Here is a 2035-nt window from a genome sequence, read left to right on the forward strand (position 1 = left end):
TATTCATGCGCCTCTCACAGATCCGTACATGCGGGTCATCGCATACGGCTCCTCCATGCTTATCCCCGTTGGGGATGTAGTTCGTTATAAATGTCTAAAAGAAATACAAGTTTAATTTCACGAAACCTTTCATTAGGTATCGCAAAATGTACGTGCTGGGTCATCGAATTTCTCCATTTAGTCATGGACAAATGCGGAAGTTCACCCTCCCAGTTCCTTTTCCGAAGCTCCCTATGGAGCTTTCTGATTTTTCTCCAACTTCTTAACTGAATCATTCGCAATCTTCTCCGAATCCATGAATCAAGCTGTTTGAACAGGTTCTTTGAGAATCCAATGCCAAAGTATCTGCCCCAACCTCTAATGATCGGGTTTAGTTTGTGTTTAACGAATTCCTCCAAATTCACTGTTTGGTTTCTTTTCGTTGCCTCTTTGACTCTTGCCTTGAATTTCTTGACTGCTTTATCTGATGGTGAATGGTAGTAACCACTTTTAAATACATACCCAAGAAATACGAATGGTTCTTCCAAATTATTTACAATCTTAGTTTTATCAGGGTGAACCTTTAATCCAAGCCTTCCTTCTAACAGCTTCACCACTGTTCTTAATACCCTCTCAGCACCTTTTTGGGATTTACAACAGATGACGAAGTCATCTGCATACCTTGTTATTCGATGACCTCTTTCTGTCATCATTTCATCTAGTGGGTGAAGATAGATATTCGCAAGAAGCGGACTTATTACACCACCCTGAGGGCTGCCGTTATCATTTTCAAAAACCACACCATTTTCCAGGATTCCCGACTTCAAGAACTGCACAATTAAAGCCAACACACTTCCATCCACAACTTCTTCTTTGACTAACTCAATAAGCTTGTCGTGTGGAATTGAATCAAAATACGTCTTTATGTCGGCGTCAATTACATACGTATATCCTTCCATCAAATCCTTACGGATTTTGTCTATCGCCATATGCGCACTACGGTTTGGACGAAATCCGTAACTACAGTCTAAAAATTTTTGTTCGAAGATTGGTTCAAGTATTCTTTTTGCTGCGGCTTGGAGAATTCGGTCTTCAACTGTTGGTATTCCTAATGGACGCTTACTACCATCTGCTTTTGGAATATACACTCTTCGGACTGGTTTTGCTCGATATGTTTTAGTACGTAAAGATTCTTGGAGCACTCTTAAGTTGTGTTCCAATTCTTTTTCATAATCTTTAATAGTTACTTTATCCACACCATGTGAGCCTCGATTTTTCTTCACGTCATAAAATGCTTGTTCCAGGTTTTGATAGTTCCAGATTTTATCAATTAGGCTGTACCATTTGCGTTTCTTTTTAGAATTCTCTACTACACGTAAGCTTCGTTTTCCTATCGATTCCTCCATGTATTCGTTTCCTTTCCCAATACAATATCAGCTGTATAGGTTACCCAATGGTTGATATTTGATATTAGTACTACGCCCTAAACAACCTACTTTCTTTCGGTCTCGATTCTTTGGCTATCTGCCTCATCGACTTCTGTTTAGTACATGACGAGTAAATAAGTTCGTAATGCTTTTCTTACATGGGCAGACGGGCTTCGCATCAGTTCATTGCCTTTTGAGTCAATGTCTGTCCTACCAACAATGTGGTAAGTCGCTTGTCTTTGTGGCATTTCTGACAAGCTTATTCACTACTATCCCCTGCTCTGACTTCTCACCCTCCATAGTCAAAATCTTGTCCATCGCGGCTTTGAAAATGAGTTACCACCAACGGTGGAGAAGATGAGATCTCCTTGGGTCACGTCTTCGCCTTTCCCTCGAATCCAGTCCTCATAACTAATAAGACTCAAAGTGGTATAGGACATCCCTTTCCTTTGCAAGGTTATCCAGTCTTACCAGCCAACATGGTTTCAGCCACCTGTTCCGAGTTTTGCCTTCAAGTCCTCCGCACGAAGCCTCACGGCACTCGCACTACCTGTCAGCTTTACATTTCCGCCACAACGGCATGTTAGGGACTTACACCCTTTAGAGCGAAGCGCTGCCAAGCGCACAAA

Annotated in this window: 2 protein-coding genes; both read right to left on the reverse strand. The window is 41.5% G+C overall.

All coding sequences use genetic code 11. The annotated features are described in order from the left end of the window. Positions 1–59: 59 nt before the first annotated feature. On the reverse strand, positions 60–1385 hold the full coding sequence (gene ltrA, locus JOC76_RS29620; RefSeq protein WP_205182335.1) for a group II intron reverse transcriptase/maturase: 1326 nt from the start codon (positions 1383–1385) through the stop codon (positions 60–62). A gap of 137 nt (positions 1386–1522) precedes the next feature. After that, positions 1523–1654, reverse strand: a complete 132-nt coding sequence (locus JOC76_RS30680) for a hypothetical protein (RefSeq protein ID WP_275591439.1) — start codon at positions 1652–1654, stop codon at positions 1523–1525. Between the last annotated feature and the right edge of the window lie 381 nt (positions 1655–2035).

Origin of the sequence: Neobacillus cucumis (assembly GCF_016908975.1) — a bacterium.
GTDB classification, from domain to species: domain Bacteria; phylum Bacillota; class Bacilli; order Bacillales; family Cytobacillaceae; genus Neobacillus; species Neobacillus cucumis.